This is a genomic window from Halorubrum rarum, assembly GCF_048380895.1.
GTDB lineage: Archaea > Halobacteriota > Halobacteria > Halobacteriales > Haloferacaceae > Halorubrum.
Genome location: NZ_JBLWMN010000020.1, coordinates 1 through 24473, shown reverse-complemented (window position 1 = coordinate 24473; position 24473 = coordinate 1). Strand labels below are relative to the sequence as shown.

Sequence of the window (24473 nt, the reverse complement as noted above, 5' to 3'; positions counted from 1 at the left end):
CGGAGCGACGACCGGGGGTCTTGTGACGGCGTAACACCCTTAAGAGTCGGGCTAATACACGTCGGTAGTGGCATCCCGACAGGGCGGACCGGGACACGACGGTGCTCCCGGCACCGGATCGACGGATCGTCCGAACGCGACGCGCGCCGAGCCACCGTCCCCGAACGGACGGCAGGCGGGGGCCGGACCGACCGAGCCCTTCGGACCCGCATCGCCCGCGAGCGACCCTCCCCGACCCGGCGGGACGTCCGGCCCGCGATCGGACTCACGACCCGGATCGACGGCCTCCCGCACCGGAAGTCGGACGGCGGTGGACCCGCCGCTCCGGCACCCCGGACTGTACGCGCTCACCGACCACTTCCGTGAGCGACTCGGCCAGCCCGGCCGCTACGTCTCGACGCGGACGGCCAGTGACGCGATCCGGTACGGGCAGCTGCGATGGAACCGGACGGACGGCTGGCGATTCGCCGTCGTGGAGGACGGCGTCCGGTTCGTCGTCGTCGTGAGCGACACCGAGACGCGGTCCCCCGTCGTCGTCACCGGCTGGACCGAGATCGCCGACCGCGAGGTCGCGCTCGACTCCCCGCGGTGGGACGCGACCGACGTCGACACGATCGCCCTCCGAACGGCGCTGAGCGAGTCGTCGTCGACGCCGATCCCCGACCGGATCCGTCCGCATGCGATCTCCCGCCCGTTCGTGGTGGGTAACCACAGACTCGAAACGGAGCCCGGAGAGCCGTTCGTCCGCTGTACGGAGTGCCGTCACCGTTTCCGTGCGAAATCGCAGCTCACATCGCAGCGGTGCCGATCGCGGGACGGCGGCTGCTGACGTCGTCGCGTTGTCGCACACGCTTTCGGTGCGTCTTCCGACCTCGGAGCGGCCCGTCCCGGACGCTACCCATATCCGGGTCGGGCTCCGACTCGGAGACGATGGGTGAGGACACGGACGACGGAGACGGCGAGCCGAGCGGCGAGGAGCTCTCGCTGGAGCGATTCCACGAGGCGCTCGAAGCCGAGGGTCGGCCGGTCGCGACCGCTCGTGAGGTCGCGGCGCGGCTGGACACGACGCAGGCGCGGGCCCGCGACGCGCTCGGAGCGCTGGTCGAGCGTGGCGAGGTCGCGCGGCTCGACGTCGAGAGCGATCCCGTCGTGTTCTATCCCGACGACTGGGGGCGGCTGGCCCGGCGCGAGCGCGTCGTCGTCTTCCCCAACCGTCGGGAGATCGTCGTCGACCGTCCGACGCAGTACACGCGGGCACGACTCGCGGGGTTCGCACACCTCGTCGACACGACCGGGACGGACCCCGGAACGCGGGGATACCTCTACCGGATCCGTCAGGAGGACGTGTGGGCCGCGCCGTTCGACGACCTCGACGCCCTGATCGCCCGGGTGCGATCCGTGCTTCCGCGTCGGTTCGAGGGGTTGGAGGGCTGGATCGAGGACCAGTGGCGGCGCGCACACCGGTTCCGGCTGTACACGCACGCAGACGGCTACGAGGTCCTTGAGGCGGCCTCCGAGAGCACCATGGGGAACGTCGCCGACGAACACCTCTCCGAGGACCACCTTCGTGCGCCGATCTCGGACACCGAGGCGTGGGTGAACGAGGACGCCGTCGCGGAACTCAAGCGAGCGCTGTACGACGCTGGCTACCCCGTCGCGGACGACCGCGACCTCGAAACCGGCGATCCCGTGGACATCGAGCTCACGGCGGAGCTCCGTCCGTATCAGGAGTCGTGGCTCGAGGCGTTCGTACAGCAGCGATCGGGCGTGTACGTCGGGCCGCCGGGCTCCGGGAAGACCGTCGCCGCCATCGCCACGATCGCGGCGGTCGGCGGCGAGACGCTGATCCTCGTCCCCTCTCGCGAGCTCGCGAGTCAGTGGCGCGCGGAGCTGCTCGAACACTCCACGATCGATCCGGGGGACATCGGCGAGTACCACGGCGGCGAAAAGGCGATCCGACCGGTGACGATCGCCACCTACCAGACCGCCGGAATGGATCGTCATCGGAGCCTGTTCGACTCGCGGCGCTGGGGATTGATATGTTACGACGAGGCACACCACATCAGTGCGCCCGTCTTCTCCCGGTCCGCGGCGCTACAGGCGAAACATCGGCTCGGTCTGTCGGCGACGCCGGTTCGGGAGACGGGGAGCGAGGAGGAGATATACACCCTGATCGGGCCGCCGATCGGCTCCGACTGGGAGGCGCTGTTCGAGGCGGGGTTCGTCCAGGAGCCCGAAGTCGAGATCCGGTACGTCCCGTGGCGCGAGGAGCTGGCACGAAACGAGTACGTCAGTGCCGACGGCCGTGAGCGCCGACGACTCGCCGCCGAGAACCCCGCCAAGATCGAGGAGGTCCGGTACCTGCTCGCGACCCATCCCGGAAAGAAGGCGCTGGTCTTCGTCGAGTACCTCGACCAGGGGGACGCGATCGCCGACGCGCTCGGGGTCCCGTTCATCAGCGGCGAGACGCCACACCACGAACGGAACCGGCTGTTTCGGCGGTTCCGCGGAGGGGAGACGACCGCGTCCGACGAGGATGACGGGGCGGACGGTGGCGACACGAACGACGAACTCGACACGCTCGTCGTTTCCCGCGTCGGCGACGAGGGGATCGACCTTCCGAACGCCGAACTCGCCGTCGTCGCCTCGGGGCTCGGCGGCTCACGCAGACAGGGTGCACAGCGCGCCGGGCGGACGATGCGCCCCGTTGGCTCCGCGCTCGTGTACGTGCTTGCGACCCGCGGCTCCGCCGAGGAGGAGTTCGCCCAGCGCAGGATGCGACATCTCGCGCGCAAGGGGATCCAGGTCCGAGAGACGAACGTCGCGGAGTGACCCGAGGTCACCGACGTCGGTGTCCGCAGCGCCGCCGTGACCGAACGCGACCGATGTCGCGCGCTCGACGTCGGCGTCCACGGCGTGGACGTGGGTGATCGGGACGCTCGGGAGGGCGTATCGGGTCCGGCCGCGATCGCCGAAGGGTTCAACAACCAGTCCGTCGACCCCCGTGTATGGACGCGGACGACGCCTCGGACGTAGCGGGTTCGGACGATTTCTCGGACGCGGCGGATTCGGACGACGCTTCGGGGACGACGGGCGACTCGGCGACCGACCCGGTTCCGGTTCCGACGGTCGGCGAGGCGGTCATCGACTGCCTGCTCGACCGGGGGATCGAGACGGTGTTCGGCATTCCCGGAAAGCAGACGCTCCCGTTGAACCGGGCCGTGGCGGATCGGGACGCCCGGTTCGTCGTCGCGCGTCACGAGACGGCGGTCACACATCAGGCGTGGGGGTACGCGGAGACGAGCGAGCCGGGCGAGATGGCGGCGACGGTCGTCGTCCCCGGTCCCGGCGACATGAACGCGATGAACGGGCTGAAGAACGCGCTCAACGACGCGGTTCCGATGGTCCACCTCGCCGTCGAGACGGAGCGACACGTCCGTGGGGGCGACGGGATCCACGAGACGCCCCCGGAGACGTACGACACCGTCGTCAAGGAGAACGTCCTCGTCGAGTCGGCGGCGGGTGCGGTCGCGGCCGTTGCCGACGCCGTCCGGACCGCACGTGCACACCCGCAGGGGCCCGTCCGGGTCGGGATCCCGAAGGACGTCCTCGCGAGTCGAACGCCGCAGGCCATCCCCCCTGAGCCCGACGCGTCCGACCCTCCGGGCGCTCCCGCCAGCGCCATACGGCGAGCCGCGGACCTGCTTTCGCGTGCAGACGAACCGGTCCTGCTCGCGGGTGGTGGCGTCCGTCGATCGGGCGCGAGCGACGTGCTACGCTCGCTCGCGGAGCGTCTCGACGCCCCGGTCGTCACCACGTACAAGGGGAAAGGGACGATACCCGAGACGCACCCGCTGTCGGCGGGCGTGCTCTGTGGCGGGTCGAGCACCGAGCTACGGGAGCTGCTCGCGGGGGCGGACGTCGGACTGGTCGTCGGCTCCGATCTCGACGCCGTCGCGACCGCGACGTGGTCGGTGGATCTCCCCGACGAGTTGATCCACGTCACGCTCGACGCCGACGACATCGGGTTCGGGTACGAGACCGAACTCGGGGTCGTTGCCGACGCGGATCGGTTCATGGGTGCACTGCTCGACCGACTTCCCGAGGCGGACCCCGGTCCGTCCGACTGCGACGCGGGCACCACCCGTGCGGCGGCGGTCAGGGAGGCGGACCGGGAGCGATTCGTGTCGGTCGCCGCCGATCGCGACGGCGACGCTCCGCTCCGATCGGTCGAGGTCGTGAGCGAGGTCCGGGACGCGATCCCGGACGAGTCAGTCGTCACCGTCGACGCGGGCGGGTTCCGCCTGTGGACGCTCGTCTCCTTCCCGGCGATGGGCCCCCGATCGTACGTCAACCCCGGCTCGTGGGCGACCATGGGAACCGGGGTGCCGTCAGCGATCGGCGCGGCGCTCGCGAACCCGGACCGCGAGGTCGTCGCGCTGACCGGCGACGGGGGACTACTGATGTGTGTTCACGAGCTGCACACGCTCGCGACCGAGGGACTCGACGTGACGGTCGTCGCCCTGAACAACGACGACTACGCGATCATCAGCGAGGAGGCGGAGCGATCCTACGGGTTCGATCCGGGCACGTACGGGTGGGCGGATCACGGGCTCGATCTCGTCGCGGTCGCGAACGGCATGGGCGTTCGTGCCGAACGAGTCCGCGAGGTCGACGCCGTCGGTGACGCGGTGGCGGCGGCGCTCGCAGCCGACGGCCCCGCGCTCGTCGAGGTCGTCACGGACCCGGCGGAGCCGCAGGCGAGCGAGTGGATGACACGGGACCGGTGATCGGCTGTGGCACTGGACCGGTGATCGGCTGTGGCACTGGACCGGTGACCGGTTGCTCCGCCGTTCTGCTCTCCCGACGTGACCGGTGTACGCCGCCGGCGGCGTTCCAAACCGTTTATACACGGGCCGGAGGAATGGAGGGTATGCCGCGAGAGCAGAAGCAGGTTCGGGAACTTCAGGAGGGCAGCTACGTCATGATGGACGACACGCCCTGCAAGATAAATCACTACAGTACCGCCAAGCCCGGCAAACACGGGAGCGCAAAGGCCCGCGTCGAGGGCAAGGGCGTGTTCGATGAGCGGAAACGGTCGCTTTCCCAGCCGGTCGACGCGAAGGTATGGGTGCCGATCATCGAGCGGAAACAGGGACAGGTCGTCTCCGTCTCCGGCAACGACGCCCAGGTAATGGACCTGGACACCTACGAGACGTTCACGATGCGCATCCCCGAGGGCGAGGACTTCTCCTCGGACGACACCATCGAGTACCTCGAGTACGAGGGACAGCGCAAAGTCGTCGGATAGCGATGTTCCCCGGAGCGACGACCGACCGCGAGGCTGCTTCCTACGTGGTCGTCGGCGCTCCCCTCGACGCCACGACCACGTTTCAGCCGGGTACCCGGTTCGGACCGAACCGTATCCGGCGCTTCTCGACGACCTACGACGACTACGACCACCGGACGGACACGCATTTCTCGGAGCTCGGCGTCCACGATGCCGGCGACGTGCACCCGTGGGACGACGTCCGCGAGTACCTCGACCACCTCGCCGCCGAACTCCGAAGCGTCGTGTTCGACGCTGCGGTTCCGGTGACGATCGGCGGTGAGCACACAGTGACGTACGCCGGCGTCGAGGCGGTCGACCCCGACGTTCTCGTCGTCTGTGACGCCCATCTCGACCTCCGCGACGAGTACGGCGGGAACCCGTGGAACCACGCCTGTGTGACGCGTCGGTCGCTCGAGGTCGCCGACCGAGCGATCGTCGTCGGCGCACGCACCGGCTCGCCGGAGGAGTGGAGCCGTGCCGAAGGGGACGACGTCGACGTGGTCGCCCCCGAGGACGCTCGTCGCTGGATCGACGACCTCGACGAGGAGTCGTTCGCGGACGAGTCGGTGTACTGTTCGATAGACGTCGACGGACTCGATCCCGGGTTCGCGCCCGGAACCGGGACGATGGAGCCGTTCGGGCTGGACCCCCGCGAGGTCCGCGATCTCGTGCGGGCGGTCGCTCCCCGCGCCGACGGCTTCGACGTCGTCGAGGTGAACGACCGCGACGACGGGCAGGCGGCCGCGCTGGGCGGGAAGCTCCTCAGGGAGTTCGTCCGGGCACGATCGCGGGAGCGGTAGGTCCCGACCCGCGGCCGCGACCCGCGGTCGCGTCCTACGACAGTTCCGACAGCCGTCGTCGAGCCGCCGACACCGCCTCCATCGAGTCGATCCACTCGCGAGGGTCCGTACACCAGATCCGATCTCCTTCGACGCTGACACAGAAGATCGACTCCGTCGACGGAGAGAGCGTGACGTTGTCGACGTCGGACCGATCGCCGAGGTGCGCGTCGATCAGACGCCGAGCGGTTTCGGCCTCGGTCCACAGCTTCTGGCCGGTCGCGTATTCGATCGCTATCTCTGCCATACGACAGATAGATCCTCCACGATTATTAAATAGTGTTTCCGGGCAGCGATTGCGGGAACGAACGGGAGAGAACGACCGCCGTTTCCGATACGACCAGCGATCGACCGGTTCGATGCAGTCTGCCCGATCCGTGCCGCTCAGCGCCCGTCGTACACGACGTCGCCGTCGACGACGGTCATCGAGACGTCGATCTCACGGATCTCGGTCGGGCGGTCCCACGGGGAGTCGTCGAGGACGACGACGTCCGCGTTCGTTCCAGTCTCGACGGTTCCCTGCCGGTCCTCGTCGAATCCGGCGTACGCCGCTCCACTGGTGTACGCGCGGAGGGCCTCGGTGACGGAGAGTCGTTGGGCGTCGGCGGGGGCGTTGACCGCGTGGTGGATACCGATCAGGGGATCCATCGGCATGCCGTCGGAGCCGAACGCCAGCCGCACGCCGGCGTCGAGCATGTCGCGATAGCGGTTCGTCTCCGACCGTCGCTCCCCGAGCCGCGAGTCGTACAGTCCGCCCTCGTCGGCCCACTTGAGGAAGTTCGGCTGCACGCTGGCGACGACATCGGTCGACGCGAGGCGTTCGATCGCCTCGTCGCTCGCGAGCTCGACGTGCTCGATCCGGTGGCGTCGTTCGTCCGTATCGGCGGCCTCCCCGTCAGCGGCGGCCCCGTCGAGGGCGTCCTCCCCGTCGAGGGCATCCTCGTAGACGTCGAGGACGGCGTCGATCGCCTCGTCTCCGATGGCGTGAGCGGTGAACTGGTAGCCGGCTCCCGTTGCCTCCGCGACGAGCGCTCGAAGCGAGTCGGGCTCGACGACCCACCGTCCGGTTTCGGTCGGTCTGTCGGCGTACGGTTCGGAGAGCTTCGCGGTGCGACCCCCGATGCTCCCGTCGGTGTGCGACTTGATCGCACCCGTGTCGACGAACTCGGAGCCGGTGTTCGTCCGGAGACCCACCTCGCGGAGCGCGTCGAGGTGATCGCTCCAGTAGTTGATCCGAACCCGAGCGGTGAGCGCATCGTCGCGGTCGAGATCGCGGTACACGCGCGCCGCGTGTGACTCGCGGACCATGTCGTGAAAGCCGGTGATTCCGTTCCGAGCGCACGCCGCGAGCGCGGCCTCGATCGCGTCGCGCGTTCCGTCGAGGTCGGCGTCGACCGCCTCGTAGATCGGAGCGATCGCCGCTTCGAGGAGCACCCCCGTCGGTTCGCCGTCGTCGTCCCTCTGGACCGTCCCCTCGGGAGCCGCGGCGAACTCGTCCGCGAAGCGGTCGAGAACGACTGAGTCGACCGCGGCGACGTGCATGTCCTCACGGAACGCGGCGACCGGCCGATCGGTCGGCACGCGATCGAGGTCCGCACGCGTCAGGTAGCGATCGTCGCTCCACGTCGACTCGTCGTAGCCGTAGCCGAGCACCCACGGATCCTCTGCGATCGGTTCCCGGTCGCCCTTGCCGTCGTCGTTGCCGTCGCCCTTGCCGTCGTCGGTGCCGTCACAAGTGTCGCCACCGCCCCCCTCGCCATCAGGCCCCGCCTCGACGTTCGTGTCCCTCCCCTCGATCGCCGCCGCACGGTCCGCGAGGAGCTCGATCGCCTCCTCCGGTGACCCGGCGGTCGAGAGGTCCGCGTGGACGAGGTACCGGCCGACCGTCGTCAGGTGGGTGTGTGCGTCGATGAAGCCGGGAAGGAGGACTCGTCCGTCGAGATCGATCACGTCCGTCTCGGCTCCGGCGAGGAACTCGACGTCGTACGTCGACCCCATCCTGACTATCTCCCCGTCACGGACCGCGAGCGCCTCGTGGATCTCGTCCGGCTCGGTCAGCGTGTGGATCTCCCCGTTCACGAGGACCGTGTCCGCAGCATCGCTCATACATCGGGACGTGACGGGAACGCGGTTAATCGTTGGGAAAGATCGGCCGATCCGCCTCGGGCCCCGTCCAGTTCTCACCGTCTCGATCCCGGTCGGCACGGACGGTGGCACCGGCACGGAATGTGGCACCGGCACGGAATGTGGCACCGGCACGGACGGCGTCGCCGATACGGACGGCGTCACGGCATCGCGGAGATGGACGACCGATGGCGGTGACCCGGACGTGGTCGTCGCCACGGGTGCGGATCATGGGGTGGAGTGCCCGTCGTTTCCAAAGGTCTTTGCCCTTCCCGTCGCTACGGTGTCGTAATGGACGATGCCGCGCGGGCGCGTGAGGCCGCACGCGAGGCGCTCGTGGACGTTGAACCCGAGCGACTGCGTGCAACCATCGACGACAGGCTCCTCGCCGCGGCGGTGACTCCGGGCGTGTTGTCCCTCGTTACCGCTCGTGCCCTCGATGCGACCGTACGACCCGACGACGTCGTCGATCGCGCCGCCGGCGTTCAGCTCATCTACGAGGGGTTGCGACTCACCCGTCGACTGGCTCACGAGGAGCCGTGGACGACCGCAGCGACTCACGAGGCAGACATCGACGCGGACATGGACGTGCTCGCAGCGGACGTGCTCGTCTCCCGCGGCTTCTCGCTTCTGGCGTGTACCGACGCCGCTGCCGCGGCCGTCGACGTCGTTCGCGCGTTCGGTCGCGACCAGACGCTCAGAGCCCGCGAGGGGACCACGTCCGAGGAGGCGACCGCACTCGATCGAAACCTGGAGGTCGACGCCCTCGAGCTGGCCGTCGTCGCCGGCACGACCGCGGTCGGCGGCGAGCCGCCGGAGGAGCTGTTGGCGTACGCTCGCGAGCTCGCGGCGGATTACGACGGCGAGTTCCCGCCGCCAGGGCGGGCGCTCCCCGAGGCCACCGCCGACCGCATCGCCGACATCTCCGACCGCGCCGTGAGCGCCACCGATCGGTGACCGTTCGAACGACCGCGACCCGGAGACGGCGTGCGTCTCCGTGACGGGACGGCCCCGGATCGAAACCCCTAAAGTCAACTCCGGTCAACGAAGGAATACGCGCCTGGGTAGCTTAGCGGTAAAGCGCGTCCTTGGTAAGGACGAGACCCCGGGTTCAAATCCCGGCCTAGGCTTCCTTCCTCCGTACACTCTTTGTACGCACACTGTTCTGGCTACGATCGTTTGAACGAAACCCGTTCAAGATCCGCGTCTCTCGCTACGTGACGGAAGGTCCTCGATGCGGCGAAATACGGGTGAAGGATTCGGTGGGTTTGGCCCCGGTCGTCGTCGGTCGTGAGCCACGTCATCGAGGCGGGCTGTTCCTTCTGCCCTTCGATGGTAAGTACCTTCGGTAAGTACAGGTGTCTTACCGCCGTTTTTGTCTTTCCTCAAGAGAGCGAATGAACGCAAAAACGGCCTGTTCGACCACACGAACACTCCTCCGTCGACGCCGCCTCCACCGCCGACACCTACGCCGACACCCCCTCCGTCTCACGCTCCCAGTGCCGATGCGCAGCGATGGCGTCGACGAACGCCGTCGCGAACTCGTCGAGGTCACCCCCGCGGCTGGTGGCGACGCCCAGATCGCTGACGGTTCCTTCGTCCTCGGCGATCTCCACGTCGGGCAACTCGATCGACTCCAGGAGATCGACACCCTCGCCGAGCGCCGCGATCGGCTTCTTGTGTGTGAACGCCTCGGCGACGAAGTGCTTGGCCGCCCCCCGCTCCAGAAGGGACTCCGCGTGTGGACCGCCGCCGGGGACAAACACGGCGTCGTACAGCACCGATTCGGTGGTGGCGTACGTCTCGTCGACCGCGGCCGCGTCGCCGCCCTCGCTCTCCCTGTCGCCGAGGGCCGTCGAGACGGCGTCCACGCGGGCACCCTGGTCCGCCAGCTCCGACCGGACGGCCTCGAACCCCTCGTGGTCGTAGCCGTCCTCGAGGAGGACCGCGACTTTCCGGGTCTCGACGGTGTCGGCCGTCCGGTTGGCCATGCTCAGCGAGGGATCGGTCCGGTCGTGTGTCGGCATCAGGTCGCCGGGTTCGGCCGGCGGCTCGACGCCGATGCCCTCCGCGACCCGTTTGGCGAACTCGTGATCGACGTTGTTGAAGAGCTCGTACACCGTGCGCTCGCGGATCTCCATCCGCTCGACCTTGCCGAGTTCGAAGCACGCGGCCTCGACGATGTTCCCCTGCTCGTGGTCGGCCATGGAGTTCCAGAACAACCGGGCCTGCGTGAAGTGGTCGTCGAAGCTGTCGCTGCGCTCGCGGGTCTTCTCGCCGGAAACCGCCTCCGCGAAGTGAGCGTAGCCGCCCTCCTCCTCGGACGCCTCGCGGGGCTGATCGTCGGCGATGGAGTTGGGCTTGTAGGACACCGGCCCCTCGTTGATCTCGTGGCGCATGAAGCCGTCACGCTGGTTGTTGTGTCGCTCGGCGAGGGGGCGGTTGATGGGGATCTCGTCCCAGTTGGCGCTGTTGAACCGGTTGATCTGGGTGTCCTGATACGAGAAGAGCCGCCCCTGTAACAGCGGGTCGTTCGTGACGTCGATTCCCGACACCACGTTTCCGGGGTGGAACGCCACCTGCTCGACCTCCGCGAAGAAGTTGTCGGGCGTCCCGTTGAGCACCATTCGGCCGATCGGTCTGACGGGCACCTCGGTCTCGGGGACGATTTTCGTCGGGTCGAGCACGTCGAAGTCGAACGATTCGGCCTCGGCCTCGCCGAAGATCTGGACGCCGAGTTCGTACTCCGGCTCGTACCCCGACTCGATGACGTCGTAGAGATCGGCTCGGTTGAAGTCGGGGTTCTTCCCCGCGATCGTCTGGGTCTCGTCCCAGACGAGCTGGTGCGTCCCGAGCGTCGGGGTCCAGTGGAACTTGACGAACGTCGCCTCCCCGGCGTCGTTCACGAGCCGGAAGGTGTGGACGCCGAACCCCTGCATCATCCGGTACGCGCGGGGGAGCGCCCGACCGGACAGTACCCACATGAGCGTGTGTGTGGTCTCGGGTTTGAGGGAGGCGAAGTCCCAGAACGTGTCGTGGGCGGCCGCCGCCTGCGGCGTCCCCGTGTCCGGTTCGGGTTTGATGGCGTGGACGAGATCCGGGAACTCCATCGCGTCCTGAATGAAGAACACCGGCATGTTGTTGCCCACGAGGTCCCAGTTCCCCTCCTCGGTGTAGAACTTCGTCGCGAAGCCACGCACGTCGCGGACGGTGTCCGCCGACCCCCGGAAGCCGACGACCGTCGAGAACCGGACGAACACCGGCGTCCGTGTGTCCGGGTCCTGGAAGAGGCCGGCCTTCGTCAACTCGGAGATGTCGTCGTACTCGCCGAGGTCGGGGCTCTCGTACGGCTCGAAGTATCCGTGAGCGCCCGTTCCGCGCGCGTGGACGACCCGTTCCGGGATGCGCTCGTGGTCGAACTGCGTCATCTTCTCCCGGAAGTGGAAGTCCTCCATGATCGTCGGCCCCCGCTGACCGGCTTTCAGGGAGTCCTCCGTGTCGGTGAGCGGGATGCCGTGGTCGGTGGTCAGATTCTTGCCGGCGGGGTCCTCCCGAACCCCGTCGAGTTGACGCTGCTTGCGCTCCTCGTCGGCGTCCCCCTCCGTTCCGCTGGTCCCCCGACGTCCGGATTTCCTCTCGGACGCATCCTCATCGGTCGCATCCCCGTCGGTCGCATCCCCGTCGGTCACAGCCCTATCTGTCGCATCCTCACCGACCGTATCCTCCTCCCCGCGCTCGGCTTCCTCGGGTCGGTCGTCGTGCTGTTCCCCGCCGTCGCTGCTGGATTCATCTCCCATTTGTCGAACGCTCTGAAGCAATGTGTTTCCCGTCTCGGTACGCCTCGGGCGTACTACTGTTTCCGTTCTGGACAGAATAAGCGTGTATACGGGATTGTGCGCGTTTTGTTGCGGCTTACCGTCCACGTACCGGGGACGTCCGCCGCCGGGGGGTGATGGTGCGCCAACGACACCAATACGTCTCGACGTCGGCGTCGTACCTCACCCTGTCCGCCGGCGAACGTGACGTGGTCGCCGACTACGTAGTCAATCATCATCGACAGCGGACTCGACGATCGCGATCTCCTCGTCAGTGAGGTCGTAGAGGTCGTAGACGATCTCGTCGATGAGTCGGTCGGTCTCCGCGATCTCCGCATCGAGTTCGTCGGCGCGCGCTTTCGTCTCGATGTAGCGCTCCACGTCGCCCGCGACGTCGCGGGGGTCGGGCAGCGTGATCGCTTGGAGGCGGTCGACGAGCGAGTTCGTCTTGGTGGCGTTCTCGCGGAAGCCGGCGATCCCATCGTCGACGGCGACGGGGACGAACGACTCGACGAGGGCGGCCTCGGTCTCGGTCAGGTCCATGAGCGTGAACGCCTCGTGGAACCCCGTCTCGGTGTAGCCGTAGGTGTCGGTCTCGTGGGCGTCCTCGTCCTCGGGTTTATACCGGGCTGTCGCCGCGATCGTGACGGTGGTGCCGTCGCGCTCGGTGCGGACGTCGCCGACGCGGAGTTTCTCGTACTCCTCGGTCGTCGCGTCGAGAACGTTCGACCCGGTCGGCTGGAAGAGTCCGACGTCGGGAAGCGAGGAGCCCTCGCGGTAGTTGCCGAGGTAGTCGAGAAGGTTGAGGGTGTATCCATTGTAACGCTCCGTATCCGTCGACCGTTTGCGAGCGAGACGACCCAAGAGGTCATGTAACACGACTTGATTGATATCTCGGTTCCGAATCGTGAGAGGATTTTCCTGCGAACTGTTTGAATCGAACCGTTCCTCGAGCCCGGAGAGCCGTTCCTGTCGATTATCCGGAGCGGATTCGAAGTCGATTCTTCGAATCGGCAAGTCACGGAGTTCGTGAATCCGAACCTGTGCAAAGGTACGTCCTTCTTCGCCCGACCGTGAGCGATAGACGTAACGGAGGACACTACTGTTCAGTAACGCTAGAACGAACCAGATGTCGTAATTGTCGTCGTTCAGAAGCGTTGTGTGGACGGACTTCGCTGTATAGAGTTCATCCGTATCAACCGCCCCGACAAGCGTGTCCGCGGTCTGTCGTGTGAGTATTTTCTCATCAACTTCCGTATAATCGGGATACACCTGGATGACGATGTCTCCCTCTACAAATGATTCATAAGTATGACGCAGCCATTTATCCTTCGGTGAGATTCGATATCGTTCTATTTCACCACCGCCAACATATCGATGATCCGCCTCGGATTCTTTTTTCCCTTCATACATGATGAGATCTGAGATGCTGGTTCCCTCACCGCGATTTTGCCATCCCTGTCCACTCACCTTGTAATCAATACCCGCATCGTGGCAGGTGCATATTGTCGGTTCGAGTTCGACAGTCGTCTCTGACCCCGTGATCCGTGCTTCGATTTCATCTATCACACGCCACGGGTTCGTGGTGCCAGGATCGATCGATAAGGGTAGTCGTTGGTCGTGGATACTGGATGAATCTCCCTCTCCGATGGATGCTTCATACGTGTCCACCGATTCTTCATTGAGCGCAGATACGATCATCGTGAACACCTCCTCATCGAAGACGGAACTGTCTCCGAAATCCACGATCTCTTGAATGGTGTATCTCCGCGAATTGGACCGTCGGAACTCTTGGTACTGTTTCCCTTTTAATGGGGTATTCGGGACGATATAACTCCATACACCCCCCTTACTGAGTACTAGTTCAGGCAGAGCGACGAACGCAGTGAATACGTCAGCGCGTTCGCTTTCGTATCCTATTCCCCGCGTGCGGCAGTATCTCTTTGCTGTCTCAGCAAGGATATCCCCATACGGGGGATTTCCGACTATCGCATCGAATCCCCGCTCTTCCACCCGTGTCCCATCCGGCTCGTAGAACGCGACCGGGAACTCCAACTCCCAGTGGAAGAAGCGCTCCTCTGCGGCCGTCGCCTGCGCGCTTTTAAACCACCCTTGTCCCTCGATGGCCGCCCACGAATCGCTCCGCAGTGCCTCCGCCATCCGCTTGTCGGCGTCGTCGGGAACGTCCAGCCCGAACCGCTCGGCGGTGTGAACGTTCGCCATCGCCAGCAGGCGTCGGTATAAGGGATCGTCGCGGACCGCGTCGTAGACGTCCTCCATCTCCTTTGCGTCCTCGAGCGTCTCGTTGTCGATCGACAGCAGATCCTGGAACCGGTCCATCACGTGTTCGAGGGCCTGCTGGCGCGTGTGCGCGAACGATTGCTCCAAGGTCAACTGGCCGTCGCTCGTCCCGGCGTCGTCGCCGTTGGCGAGCACGTCCCCGATGTCGCTGCCGACCAACGAGTTCCCGGTTTTTAAGTGGTGATCGAGGAACGCCAACGGCTGCTCGGCCGCGAGCGTCCGCAGCCACAGCGACACCTTCGCGAGTTCGGTCGCGAGCGGATTCAGGTCGACCCCGTAGATACATCGCTGGGCGACCTTCCGGCGTGCCCAGTTGATGTCGTGGTCCTCCTCGACCGTCTCGATCCCCTGCTGTGCGGCCTGCCGCTCTTGGGCGTCGATGATCTCGCGAGCGAGATAGTCGACCGCGCTCGTGAGGAAATGCCCACTTCCCATCGCCGGGTCGAGGACTTTTAAGTCGAACACGCGCTCCGCGAACTCGTCCGCGAACGTTCCCGCCTTCTCGTCGCTCTTTCGGTAGGTCGTCTGTCCGACCAAGTCCTCCCGAATGTCGTCGACGAGCGGCCCAAGCGTTTCGTCGACGATATACTCGACGACGTACTCGGGCGTGTAGTACGACCCCGTCGCCTTGCGCTCGCCGCTCCCCGTCGTGAGGTAGACCTCACTCGCCTCAACAACGACGTCGCCGCCTTCTTCGGCCTCAACGTACTCGTCGCCATCGACTGAAAGGGGCTCGTCAGCGACGTGGAGCTGGTACTCCAAGAGCCCCTCATAAATACTGCCGAGATGACGCACGTCGAGCGAGGAGTAGTCGACGAAGATCGTCCCGCCGCCGTTCGTCTGCCGGCTCCGCGTGAGCAGTTCGACGACGCGGGCGAGGTATGCGTCACCGACCGTGTGCTCCGAGAGGAACCGCGCCTCAGCACCGTCCTCCTCGTCAGGATCCGTCCGGAACAGTCCACCGTTGTACGCGGGAATGTGGAGGTCCTCCTCGGGGATCCCCCGCGACTTGCTCCCCTGGTCGATCAGCTCGAACAGTTCGTCAAGCCGCGAGCTCAGGTCGTCCTGCCAGTCGCGATACTTCGGATCCCCACTATCGAGTTCTTCTGCGATCTCCTGTTTGAGAGAGTTGAGGCTGTAGGACTCCTCATAGATCTCGTTGTCCGTATCTAACAAATCACGGCCCTCTGCCTCCGCGTAGAGAACGAAGATGAGCCGGTAGAGATAGATAAGCGAGGAGTCGTGAATGAGGTCGAGGTCCTCCTCGTCGAGGTCGTTATCGGGATACTGGAGATACCCCTCAGCGAGTACCTTAATCGCCTCGTAGATGTTGTCCTGCAGGTCCTCCCCCAGATCCTGTGCGAAGACGTTGGACTCGTCATAGACGTCGTCGAGGAAGCAGTCACCGCCAGCGTCCTCGAGAAACGCACCGTGACGGAAGAAGAGGTAGAAGTACTTGAACTCCTCACGGTCGCCCGTCTCCAATACTGTCGGCAGGTCGATCTCGTAGTAGGAGTCGAGCCGGTGGCTCGTCGGCCCGTAGTAGAGCCGCCACTTCTTCCCGTCCGTCAGCACCGCCCATCGGGCGGGCGTCTCTTGGAGATAGACGTGGATCTGGTAGCTCGGGTTCTCGAAGTCACGCTCGTGCTCACCGCTTCCACGCGTGTCGAGCGGCCGTCCCCAGCGCTTCGCGTCGGCGACGGCGACCGCGTTCTCGTAGAAGTCGCCACCCCCTTCACGGCGCTCGAAGGCGTCACGCGCGGCGTCCTCGGTCTCGAAGAAGCCGTAGTCCGGTCGGCGCTGCGTCCGGCTCGTGCTCTCCTCGACCTCGAAGGGGATCCCCAGCTTCCGGAACATCGGCCGGATGAACTTCTCCTCCAGCTGGGACTCGTTCCGCTTCGGGGCCGTGCTCTTCTCCCGATCGTAGAGATCGACGATCTCGTCGTACGCGGCTTCGAGTTCGTCGTCGTCGATCTCGTCCCACTCCTCCGTCTCGGGGAGATGTTCGTCGAGGTAGTAGTTAGAGAACAGGTCACGGTTCGTGCGGTAGGTGAGTGAACGTTGCATCCGTCAGGCAGGGGTTACGATGAGGAGTTCGTCCGAGACCGTGCTGGCGATGCGGGCCCGCGTGACAGCCGTCGGGTCGGAGACTTCGACGTCGACCGCGTCACCGATCTCGAGACCGAGTGTGTCGAGTTCGGAACCGGAGACGTTGATCCGTCCCGAGTTCCCGGCGTTTCGCTCGACGTGTTTGCGGGTCATCACGTATGACACGGTCGAATACGGGCAGCCGTATAGACTTTTCTTCGGTGAAAATCCAGGACCGAGATGGGACACGCATCACTCCGCATTCCGGTGCGAGAAGCTGGACGGCTACGCGTTCCGATCGATCCAGTCACAGAACCCGTCGAAATGCTGTGCCCCGCCTCGTTGGCGACCTCACGGAGCGTCCCGATTCGGAGCTCGGCGTGTGAGCTCCGGGTAGTTACTCGAAAAGATCAAAAACGCCGTACAAGATACAGGGGATGAGTCAGCGGGACTGGAGTGTCACTCGGCCCACCTGGTCTCGTATTCGAGCTCGTACCGTTCTTCGCCCGTTTCCGAATCGGTGATTGACGGCGTCACCGTAACCAGAATCGAACGACAGCCGTGTGCTCATGCTGTGTCCACGTCTCGCGTCTCTTGGAGGGGCTCGACACGAAACACGTACTCCGCGTAACTCCCATCAAGGTTCGTGGGGCTCTCTTCAGCGGCATGCTCTTGACAGAGAACGGCCTCCGCCTCAACGGCACCGTGTCCGGTTTCTTCCTGATACCGTTCGAGGGCGACGAACGTCGCCCTCTCGGTGCAGCCGCGACGGTGACACTCGGGACGCAAGTCCGGACCTCCATCCTCGTGTCGGTTCTCGCCGTCCGCTTGCGTCTTTCGTCTGTTTTCCGAGTTTACCATCCCTGTTTCGTAGGGAAGCAAGCGGGATAATGCTGTGGCCATTCGCGATCTCGGAGACGCATGCCCGCGTTGCATCTCTCCTGGGGCCTCAGGATGCCCCTCTGAACTGACAGAGCTCTCGGCTGGCAAGACACACATTGCGAACGGCCATTCTTCGATGGTACCACACACGAGAGGCAGAACTCGGAGAGGGTGCAACCGATCCTCGCCTGGATGATGTGACGGTGGTGGCAACGCTTGCACGTCGTCCGATCTGCCCCGTACCACGATGACCGCTTCTGCATCGGGGGTGTGTCCACCGGAAAACTCGAGACGCTGTGACCGCGACGACGGCAGCCGGATCGCTCCGTTCACTCGCGGGTGGCGATCGCAGTCGCCACGTGGCTTCGCGCGGCAGCGCTGGATCCGATGGCGTGAGATCGGCTTCGGTATCCGTGTCTCGCCACGTTCGAGTACGATCCCGTACTCCCGGGTCGTCCGAGTGCTCTCCCGCCGGGCCGACAGTATTTGTACTCGCCGCTCGTTTCGTGCCCATGTCCGACTCACCGCACGTCGTCGCCGTCCCCGGCAGTCTCAGAGAGACGAGCTACACCCGGATGAGCCTCCGTCGAGCGCTCGACGGCGTCGAACGAGCGGGCGGGAGCGCCGAGCTGATCGACCTCCGCGAGTACGACCTCCCGACGTTCGACGCGGACCGCGACGAGGCGGGGGACGCCGAGGCGTTCACCGCGCGGATCCGGGCTGCCGACGCCGTCCTTCTCGGCACCCCGATGTACCACGGTTCGTACTCCTCGACGCTCAAAACCGCCATCGACTACTGCGGCTTCGACGAGTTCGAAGGCGAGACCGTCGGGCTGCTCGCGGTCGCCGGCGGCGGGTTCCCGGTCACCGCGATCGAACACCTCCGAACGGTGTGTCGCGCGCTCAACGCGTGGGTGATCCCCCATCAGGTCGCCGTCCCCAACGCCCACGAGCAGTTCCGCGACGGCGAGGTCGTCGACGACGGACTCGATCGACGAACGATCACGCTCGGCCGTCGAGCGGTCCAGTACGCGGATATCGAGCCGGATCCGGACTCCTTCGAGAGCGGCCAGAACGTCGGTGCGAAATGACCCTCCCGAGGGGGAACTAGAAGATGTTCGCCTGTCGGTACACCGAGATCCCGCCGCTCGTGATCTCGTACGGCTTCGTCTCGCGGGAGTGATTGGCGTCACGAATCTTCTGAATCTCGATGGCGAGCCGGGTCTCCTGAAAGTCTGATGGGCGGACGTACTGGAGCACGAATACGGCGTCGGTCAGGTACTCGACGATCCCGTAGCGGGAGGCGTACGAGTTGTCGTCGCTGGCCTCCGACGTCAACAGGGTCGTGACGCCCGACTCCTTCAGCGAGCGTGTGAAATCGAACACCTCGGAGCGTCGCTTCGACGGGTGGTCGTACATCATCTCCAGCAGCGAGACGGAGTCGAGCACGAGCCGGTCCGCCCCGAAATCGGCAATGAGTCGCGAGAGGTCGTTTCGGATGGACGCGAGGGAGTTCGCCATCTCGATCGGATCGAGCGCGACGACGGCGAGGTCGCCATCGTCGGCGTACTCGCGAAACGGCCAGCCCTTCTCCTCCGCCGTCGAGAGGATCCCCTCTCGACTCTCCTCGAGGCTGATGTATACGGCCTTCCCTCCGGACTCCACGGCTTCGTTGAGGAACTGAAGCGCGAACGTCGTTTTCCCGGTTCCTGCAGAGCCGATGACGGACATCAACGATCGCTCGGGGACGCCACCGAGGATCATCTCGTCGAGTCCGTCGATCCCGATCCGTATCCGGTCGAGTTCCGAGTCGAACTCCGTCTCCGACTCGTCGAACCCGGACGGTTCCGAATCGACGGCTCCGTCGAAATCGGCGAATCCGAACTCGTCCCCGCCACCGCCGAACGGATCGTCCCCGCCACCGCCGAACGGATCGTCCCCGCCACCGCCGAACGGATCGTCCCCGCCACCGCCGAACGGATCGTCCCCGCCACCGCCGAACGGATCGCTGCCCGCACTCTGCCCCGACGGGCGAGCGCCTCCGTCATCCGTTCGAACGCCTCCGAACGGGTCCTCGTCGGGAGCCGGCACGGACGACTCGCCGGGGCCTGTGGCAGCCGATCCGTCGCTCCCGTTATCGGTCGCCGTTCCCGGCTCGTCACCGGGTTCGCTCGCATCGGAGTCGGCACTCGTGTCGCCGTTCGTACTGCCGCTCTCGTCGCCGCGAGAGGCCGACGAACCGTCGTCGTCGACGGACGCTTCCCGATCCGCGCTCTCCTCCGATTCGTCGAGTTCCCGGAGCGCGCGTTCGAACCAGTCGTCGTCGGTCATGGCTCGCGTCGACCCCTAAGGGCCGTCATACCGATTCCAACGAATGCCGGCGGCTTGAACCTTTGCAGAACTCCCCGATCGAGCCCGGTTCGGGCGATATCCCGTGTCCGGAGCCAGCCTCGAACCGACGCCCGAACGCATTTATTTCCCGAGGCCAACCGGTGGATAGTGGGAAACACAGTGCTGATCCCGGGCGGTCGAGACGTCCGTGCAACGCTCGATCGAGCACCGTTACCGACCGACGTCGAGGACCTCGAGGGATCGGCCGGGGTGCCGTCACCGTCGTCGGACGCGATCGTCGTGGCGTGTCCGCCGCATCCCCTGCATCGCGGTCATCGTGGCGACGAGCGACTCGTCGCCGTGAGCGACGCGCTCGTCGAGTCCGGGATCGACTGCCTGCGGTTCGACTACGGCGCGTGGGACGAGGGATACGGGGAGTCGACGGACGCGGACAACGCCGTGGCGTGGGCGCTGGAGCGATACGACCGCGTCGGGCTGTTCGGGTTCTCCCTCGGCGGGTGCGTGGCGCTCGTGACGGCGGCGAACCGGCCGGAACTGGCTGCCGTGTGCGCGCTCGCACCGACCGCGGAACTCGGCCCCGACGTCGACGCGGTCGCCGCACTCCCGTCGATCGTCGACCACGGGATCCCCGCTCGAATCGTCTACGGGACTCGCGACGACACGGCGGAGTGGCGGCCTGTCATCGAGCGTGCGACGGAGTTGGACGTCGAGACGGTCGGGATCGAGTCGGACCACTTCTTCGTGGGACGAACGGGTGACGTCGCGACGGCCGTCGCCGAGTTCCTCGCGCCAGCGCTGTCGAGGTCGCACTCGGGGTGAGTCGAGCGTCGCAATCGATCTGGCTCCGTTGAAGCTCTCACCCGAGACGGGAGACGACGAAGTCGTTGGTCTCCGACGGCTGTTCGATAGCCTCGCTGACCGAGAGGACCACGTTGGCCTCCATCGAAAGTCCAGAGATCCGGACCTGATCGTTCGTGCGGTCGTATTCGACGTGGGTGGCATCCTCGATCTTCGGAAGGTGGGTGTGTTCCAGCGAGAGTATCACGTGTTGTAGCTCGTCGTCGGGGATCGTGCCATCTTCGTTCTCCGTCTCCCATGCATAGATGTGCTCCGCGAGTTCGTCGATAGAGATCGGCCCGTCCACGCTCTGTAGGTAGTACAACGCATACCGCCGACGTTCCGTGCTAAACAGCGAGAACACGTCATCTAGCGATTCCATGCCGCCCCCTTAAGTCGGTAGCCGAGATAAGAATTGCTCTCACACAGGTGCAAGGAGGAAGCCCACGGCTTCAGCTGTGGGAGAGATCTGACTGCTCGACGTGCCGAGCGACCATCTCCCCCCAGTGCTCGAATCCGTGGCGGTCGTAGAACGCTCGCGCACGCTCGTTCCCCCGGTCGACGTCGAGCACGACCCTGTCCAGCGGGAGGTCCTGATCGGCCGCCAGCTCGAGTGCGGCGTCCATCAGATCGTCCGCCACTCCCGTCCCGCGATGGTGCGGTGCGACGTACAGCTCGTTTATCACCGCGGCGTCCCAGACGAACGCCAGCCGCTCGGGGAGACAGAAGACGTAGCCGACGACCGGGTCCGCGAGGGGCGAGTCTCCGTCCCCGTCCCCGTTTCCGCCGGGGCCCTCCTCGATCGCGACGGTCACGCACCGCTCGTCGTCGGCGACACACCGGTCGACCCACGTGAGCCACTCCTCGCGGTAGGACGGCGTGAGCTTGCCCACGTACGCCTCGGCCTTGTCGGCGTCTCCGGTCCCGGCTCCGAGACCGTGTTCGAACGCCAGCTTGCAGTCGTACAGCCCCGATCGGTCGGTGGCGGGATCGTACGGTCGGATCTCCATACCGTTGGTGTGGACCGCTTCGAGGTAGCGATTACGCTCGGGTGTCGTCGCCAAGCACGAACTCCGCGAGCGTCGGGACGAACGTCCCGATGTCGGTCACCATCCCGACGGCCTGTGCGGAGCCGCGGTCGAGAAGCTGCGTGACCGTCGCGGGGTTGATGTCGACGCAGACGGTTTTCGTCGTCGACGGGAGACAGTTGCCGACGGCGACCGAGTGGAGCAGCGTCGCGAGCAGCAACACGACGTCGGCCTCGTGGGCCTGTTCGCGGATCGCGTTCTGCGCCTCGACCGCGTCCGTGATCGTGTCCGGGAGCGGGCCGTCGTCGCGGATCGAGCCCGCCAGCACGTACGGGACGTCGTTTCGTACGCACTGGTACATCACGCCCTCGGTCACCGTCCCTTGCTCGACGGCCGCCTCGATCCCCCCGGCACGGATGATCTCCGAGATCGTCCAGATGTGATGTTTGTGTCCCTTCCGCGGATGTTCGAGCGTCTCGACGTTCATCCCGAGCGAGGTCCCGTACAGCGACCGTTCGAGATCGTGAGTCGCGAAGCCGTTGCCCGCGGACAGGGCGTCGACGTAGCCGGCCTCGACGAGGGCGGCGAGCGCGTCGCCCGCGCCGGAGTGGACGACCGCGGGACCCGCCACCACCATCACGTTGCCGCCGTCCGCGTTCACCTCGCGAAGCTCCGCGGCGATCTCGCGGATCACCGACTCGGAGGGTCGTTCCGAGGAAACGCCGCCCTGCATGAACCCGAACGCACCCCCGCTGCTCCGGGGGCGCTCCGGCGGTTTCACGCGGATCCCCGACTCGTCGGTCGCGACGAGGTCGCCCTCCTCGACGGCGTTGAGGACCTTCGTGTAGGCCCGCGGCTCGCCGCCGGGGCCACCCTCGGGATCGACGACGAGCGCACAGTCCATCTCGATCCGCTCGACGTCGATCCACTCGCCGTCGTACAGCACCTCGGTCGGGTGGTTCGTCGTCGAGTAGAAGCCGGGTGGCACGACCTTGTCGGCGGGCGCTTCGACGAGGGCGACGTCGGAGGGATTCTCCAACACCGCCCCGTTCTGGTGGAGTTCGTGGAGGATCGCTTGGAGCGTCCCCTCGTCGTCGGCGGACACGGTCATCCGACAGTACGACTCCTCGTCCTCGTGTTTTCCGACGTCGAACTGCTCGACCTCGAAAGAGCCGCCGAGGTCCATCACCGCGCCGAACGCGCGCTGCATCGTCCCGCTGTCGATGATGTGCCCCTCGAGTTCGACGGTACGGGCGTGATCCATACCGGGTCGTCTCCGCCCGTGGGGAAACCGGTTTCCCCTTCACGCGACGTGTGTTTTCCGTTCGCGCGACGTGTGTTTTCCGTTCGCGAACCGCGAACGCGGATCCGACGACAGGCCATACCATGAACATGGATCGTTGTGGTTTTCAGAGGACGACCTTACGCACGAAACTGAAAGATTGATGGCAGAGGCGGTCCCGGGGTGAACTATGACGAGCGTCAAGGAGTTCCGCGTCGTCGAGCCGGCGACCGCCGACGAACTCGGTCGCGGGCGGTTCGCGTTCACCGACGCGTACTCGGTGTTCGACTGGGGACAGATGCCCGACCCGATCCCGCGGAAGGGAGCGAGTCTCTGTACGATGGGTGCGTTCAACTTCGAACTGCTCGAACGCGCCGGGGTGCCGACGCACTACCGCGGCGTCGTGGACCCCGTCGCCGTCGAGTCGGGTAGCGATCCCGAGGACGCGGTCGTCCCGCTGGACGAGGCGGGTGCGCCGCCGACCGAGATGGCGATCGAACTGACGCAGGTCCCCGACCTGCCGTACGGTGGCTCCGGATCCGGCTACGACTACGACGCGTTCCACGACGCCGGCGGCGGGAACTACCTCGTCCCGCTGGAGGTCGTCTTCCGGAACACCGCGCCGATCGGTTCCAGCCTCCGAACGCGACGGGACCCTGCCGACGTCGACCTCCCGTTCGACGAGTGGCCGGACGAGCCGGTTTCCCTCCCCGAGCCGATCGTGGAGTTCTCCACGAAGTACGAGGAGCAGGACCGGTACCTGACCCGTGAGGAGGCAGATCGGATCGCCGGCCGCGCCGACGTCGACGGGCTCGCAGACCTCGCGCGTGACGTGAACCGCGTCGTCACGGACCGCGCCGAGGCGACCGGCTTCGTCCACGAGGACGGAAAGATCGAGTGTCTGTTCGCCGACGGCGAGCTCCGGGTCGCGGACGTGGTCGGCACGTTCGACGAGAACCGGTTCTCGTACGACGACCAGCAGGTGTCAAAGGAGGTCGTCCGGCAGTGGTACAAGCGGGCGGACCCCGAATGGGTCACCGCGGTCGGCGAGGCGAAGGCGGCGGTCGTCGACCGCGACATCGCCGACTGGCGAGAGCTCTGTGCGGCGGAGCCGATCGAACTCTCCGCCGACGTCCTCGACGCCGTTTCGGCGATGTACGCCGCGGGTACGAACGCATACACGGGAACGGAGTGGTTCGACGCGCCCACCATCGACCAAGCCGTCGACGCGGTGCGGAATCTGTGAACCGTCTCGGGGTTTGACCCCGAGGTTTCCCGTAGACTGTCGCTGTTGCGATCCTATCGTCTTGATCGATAGCGGGAGTACGTGAATCAGATCGGTGACGTGGTTGTTTATACGTGGAACTGGGGCATTGCTGGGGAGTGTTTATAAGCGATCTCGCTCGGATCGACGATGAACGCCTGCAAAGCCCCAGCCGCTCGCTTATAAGCGGTCTTCCTCGGAACGACGGTAAACACCTGCAAAGCCCCAGCCGCGACGACTCGCGCGCCTTGCTGCGCGCCTCGCTCGCGTCGCTCGCTGCGGTGTCGCCGGCGGCTCTGCCGCCGGCTGCCCGTGGCGCGTCGCGCCAC

The 24473-nt window shown here is 65.9% G+C and carries 21 protein-coding genes and 1 tRNA gene; 12 read left to right on the top strand and 10 right to left on the bottom strand.

Annotated features, from left to right (window positions below; translation table 11 throughout):
- The first annotated feature begins 67 nt into the window (after positions 1-67).
- From ACNSN7_RS13500 to speB, 6 genes are all read left to right on the top strand, one after another.
- Positions 68-829, top strand: coding sequence for a hypothetical protein (locus ACNSN7_RS13500; RefSeq protein WP_418282824.1), 762 nt, complete (start codon positions 68-70; stop codon positions 827-829).
- A gap of 101 nt (positions 830-930) precedes the next feature.
- Complete coding sequence (locus tag ACNSN7_RS13495) at positions 931-2832, top strand: DEAD/DEAH box helicase (protein WP_418282823.1); 1902 nt, start codon at positions 931-933, stop codon at positions 2830-2832.
- Positions 2833-2868: 36 nt separating this feature from the next.
- The gene (locus ACNSN7_RS13490; RefSeq protein ID WP_418282822.1) at positions 2869-3036 is read left to right on the top strand and encodes a hypothetical protein; all 168 of its coding nucleotides are present in this window, start codon (positions 2869-2871) and stop codon (positions 3034-3036) included.
- Positions 3009-4790 carry a thiamine pyrophosphate-binding protein gene (locus ACNSN7_RS13485; RefSeq protein ID WP_418282821.1) on the top strand — a complete coding sequence of 594 codons (1782 nt, stop codon included), beginning with the start codon at positions 3009-3011 and terminating at the stop codon, positions 4788-4790. Before ACNSN7_RS13490 ends, ACNSN7_RS13485 begins: the two co-directional genes overlap by 28 nt.
- A 143-nt stretch (positions 4791-4933) precedes the next feature.
- Positions 4934-5311, top strand: coding sequence for a translation initiation factor IF-5A (locus ACNSN7_RS13480; protein ID WP_418282820.1), 378 nt, complete (start codon positions 4934-4936; stop codon positions 5309-5311).
- 2 nt (positions 5312-5313) lie between these two features.
- Positions 5314-6132: an agmatinase gene (speB, locus tag ACNSN7_RS13475; protein ID WP_418282819.1), complete on the top strand. Its 819-nt coding sequence runs from the start codon at positions 5314-5316 to the stop codon at positions 6130-6132.
- Positions 6133-6166: 34 nt separating this feature from the next.
- Here speB and ACNSN7_RS13470 read toward each other — a convergent pair whose 3' ends face one another.
- Both ACNSN7_RS13470 and ACNSN7_RS13465 read right to left on the bottom strand, forming a co-directional pair.
- Positions 6167-6418, bottom strand: a complete 252-nt coding sequence (locus ACNSN7_RS13470; RefSeq protein WP_418282818.1) for a SelT/SelW/SelH family protein — start codon at positions 6416-6418, stop codon at positions 6167-6169.
- Positions 6419-6555: 137 nt separating this feature from the next.
- Positions 6556-8277 (bottom strand): amidohydrolase, encoded by a 1722-nt coding sequence (locus tag ACNSN7_RS13465; protein ID WP_418282817.1) that lies wholly within the window; start codon positions 8275-8277, stop codon positions 6556-6558.
- A 309-nt stretch (positions 8278-8586) separates the two neighbouring features.
- On the opposite strand from ACNSN7_RS13465, the gene ACNSN7_RS13460 reads away from it, so the two are divergent.
- Together ACNSN7_RS13460 and ACNSN7_RS13455 are read left to right on the top strand one after the other, a co-directional pair.
- Complete coding sequence (locus tag ACNSN7_RS13460) at positions 8587-9252, top strand: DUF7114 family protein (RefSeq protein ID WP_418282816.1); 666 nt, start codon at positions 8587-8589, stop codon at positions 9250-9252.
- A 101-nt stretch (positions 9253-9353) separates the two neighbouring features.
- Positions 9354-9425: transfer RNA gene (locus ACNSN7_RS13455), tRNA-Thr, on the top strand.
- A 336-nt stretch (positions 9426-9761) separates the two neighbouring features.
- Here the strand turns inward: ACNSN7_RS13455 and ACNSN7_RS13450 are convergent.
- The 4 genes from ACNSN7_RS13450 to ACNSN7_RS13435 all read right to left on the bottom strand — a co-directional run bounded on the left by ACNSN7_RS13450 (position 9762) and on the right by ACNSN7_RS13435 (position 17402).
- Positions 9762-12092 (bottom strand): catalase, encoded by a 2331-nt coding sequence (locus ACNSN7_RS13450; RefSeq protein ID WP_418282815.1) that lies wholly within the window; start codon positions 12090-12092, stop codon positions 9762-9764.
- A 246-nt stretch (positions 12093-12338) separates the two neighbouring features.
- On the bottom strand, positions 12339-16478 hold the full coding sequence (locus tag ACNSN7_RS13445; protein WP_418282814.1) for an Eco57I restriction-modification methylase domain-containing protein: 4140 nt from the start codon (positions 16476-16478) through the stop codon (positions 12339-12341).
- Between the two features lie 3 nt (positions 16479-16481).
- The gene (locus ACNSN7_RS13440) at positions 16482-16673 is read right to left on the bottom strand and encodes a hypothetical protein (RefSeq protein WP_418282813.1); all 192 of its coding nucleotides are present in this window, start codon (positions 16671-16673) and stop codon (positions 16482-16484) included.
- Between the two features lie 393 nt (positions 16674-17066).
- The gene (locus tag ACNSN7_RS13435) at positions 17067-17402 is read right to left on the bottom strand and encodes a hypothetical protein (RefSeq protein ID WP_418282812.1); all 336 of its coding nucleotides are present in this window, start codon (positions 17400-17402) and stop codon (positions 17067-17069) included.
- Between the two features lie 491 nt (positions 17403-17893).
- On the opposite strand from ACNSN7_RS13435, the gene ACNSN7_RS13430 reads away from it, so the two are divergent.
- Positions 17894-18472 carry an NADPH-dependent FMN reductase gene (locus ACNSN7_RS13430; protein ID WP_418282811.1) on the top strand — a complete coding sequence of 193 codons (579 nt, stop codon included), beginning with the start codon at positions 17894-17896 and terminating at the stop codon, positions 18470-18472.
- A 16-nt stretch (positions 18473-18488) separates the two neighbouring features.
- On the opposite strand, the gene ACNSN7_RS13425 is transcribed toward ACNSN7_RS13430, so the two are convergent.
- Positions 18489-19712, bottom strand: coding sequence for a KaiC domain-containing protein (locus tag ACNSN7_RS13425; RefSeq protein ID WP_418282810.1), 1224 nt, complete (start codon positions 19710-19712; stop codon positions 18489-18491).
- Positions 19713-19880: 168 nt separating this feature from the next.
- On the opposite strand from ACNSN7_RS13425, the gene ACNSN7_RS13420 reads away from it, so the two are divergent.
- A complete protein-coding gene (locus ACNSN7_RS13420) occupies positions 19881-20552 on the top strand; it encodes an alpha/beta hydrolase (protein ID WP_418282809.1) in 672 nt (223 codons plus the stop codon).
- Between the two features lie 37 nt (positions 20553-20589).
- On the opposite strand, the gene ACNSN7_RS13415 is transcribed toward ACNSN7_RS13420, so the two are convergent.
- The 3 genes from ACNSN7_RS13415 to ACNSN7_RS13405 form a co-directional block, all read right to left on the bottom strand.
- On the bottom strand, positions 20590-20952 hold the full coding sequence (locus ACNSN7_RS13415) for a DUF7344 domain-containing protein (protein ID WP_418282808.1): 363 nt from the start codon (positions 20950-20952) through the stop codon (positions 20590-20592).
- A gap of 70 nt (positions 20953-21022) precedes the next feature.
- Positions 21023-21580, bottom strand: coding sequence for a GNAT family N-acetyltransferase (locus tag ACNSN7_RS13410; protein WP_418282807.1), 558 nt, complete (start codon positions 21578-21580; stop codon positions 21023-21025).
- Between the two features lie 31 nt (positions 21581-21611).
- Complete coding sequence (locus ACNSN7_RS13405) at positions 21612-22862, bottom strand: ornithine cyclodeaminase, nickel-pincer nucleotide-dependent (protein WP_418282806.1); 1251 nt, start codon at positions 22860-22862, stop codon at positions 21612-21614.
- Positions 22863-23070: 208 nt separating this feature from the next.
- Here ACNSN7_RS13405 and ACNSN7_RS13400 point away from each other — a divergent pair, with 208 nt between their 5' ends.
- Positions 23071-24126, top strand: coding sequence for a phosphoribosylaminoimidazolesuccinocarboxamide synthase (locus ACNSN7_RS13400; RefSeq protein ID WP_418282805.1), 1056 nt, complete (start codon positions 23071-23073; stop codon positions 24124-24126).
- 113 nt (positions 24127-24239) lie between these two features.
- The coding region (locus ACNSN7_RS13395; protein WP_418282804.1) for a hypothetical protein at positions 24240-24473 on the top strand (234 nt) is incomplete at its 3' end.